Source organism: Ulvibacterium sp. (genome assembly GCF_028285715.1).
Taxonomy (GTDB): domain Bacteria; phylum Bacteroidota; class Bacteroidia; order Flavobacteriales; family Flavobacteriaceae; genus Ulvibacterium.
Genome location: NZ_JANQOO010000022.1, coordinates 1 through 1,217 on the forward strand (window position 1 = coordinate 1; position 1,217 = coordinate 1,217).

The 1,217-nt window shown below is 43.4% G+C and carries 2 protein-coding genes; both read left to right on the plus strand.

The window, feature by feature from the left end; translation table 11 throughout:
* Nucleotides 1-723: TonB-dependent receptor plug domain-containing protein (locus tag Q0993_RS16245; RefSeq protein WP_299534999.1), on the plus strand; the 723-nt coding region annotated here is incomplete at its 5' end.
* Nucleotides 724-1,031: 308 nt separating this feature from the next.
* Nucleotides 1,032-1,217: hypothetical protein (locus tag Q0993_RS16250; RefSeq protein ID WP_299535002.1), on the plus strand; the 186-nt coding region annotated here is incomplete at its 3' end.

Genomic DNA, 1,217 nt, shown 5'->3' on the forward strand with positions numbered 1-1,217 from the left:
GTAAGTGCCCCAAAGAAAACAAGGATTGAGCAGAGGATTGAGGAAATAGAGTCCGAGACACTTCACGGAAACGCAACGATCAGACTTATGCCGGATTCCACGGGTATCGCAAGTATGAGTGTAATAGATCTGATAGGAAGGGCCCCTGGTGTGACCATAAGCGGTAAAAAACCTGAGCAAACCATTAAAATAAGAGGGCTAAGGGGAGTAGATCATCAACTTAGTTCTTCAACTGGGCTGTTTCCATGGGACCCACCTAATACACCCTTGATTTTTGTTGATGGTGTCCAAGTGAGTTTGGACTACATACAACATATGGATGCTAATGAAATTTTATATGTGGACGTTTTACGTGGAATCGAAGCTTCAGTTTATGGGCTTAGGGGATCTAATGGGGTTGTTGTCATCGCCACAAAATCCCGATTGTCCAAGGGAAGCGCACAGACCAATGCCCCGAAATCTCCAGAAGGCATAATCCCTGGATTCTACATGGCCCGTGAATTTTTTTCACCGGATTACGGCTTTGTTAGACCAGATCACGAACGCATGGATTACAGGACCACTTTGTTTTGGAATCCGGACGTCAGGATAGAGGATGGTCGTAGACCGCCCATACAATTTTATACCGGTGATGCGAATGGGAGTTTTGTTATAAAGGTGGAGGGAATTACCAAGGATGGCAGGGCGGTTATGGGCCAACATGCTTTTGAAGTGCAAAATTGAATTCATCCGACTAGCAAGCCAGTAAAGCTTTCTTTGCCTATTCGCTATCACCTGTTATTAACTTTCCATTCGGGGAATGGTCGTGGAAGAAAGCAATTGGATTGTTATGCTTTGCGAAGTTTAATTAACATGATGCTTTTGTGGCAAGTTTCGGTGGGACGTTCGCACAAAAAATCATCAGTGTAAATCGTAAGAATGCCCTCCGCATATTGTTAGATTGAGTCCACTCCTTTTCCTTTAGTGATGTATGAAAAACGGCATAGAATTTGTACCTTACTTATAGGACTTGGAACCATTTAACGGGGCCTATGAATATGATACTCAGCTACTTTTTAAGAAAATCGCTCCTGGCAATAAGCGTTCTTACTGCTTTTTACGGATTTGCGCAGACTCAGGAAAATCCGTATAATCAAAAAATCTTGGGGAAACTGGCGTCCTATGCCATGAAGCATAGCCCCGAAAAAGTGTATGTGCATACGGACAAATCCATCTAC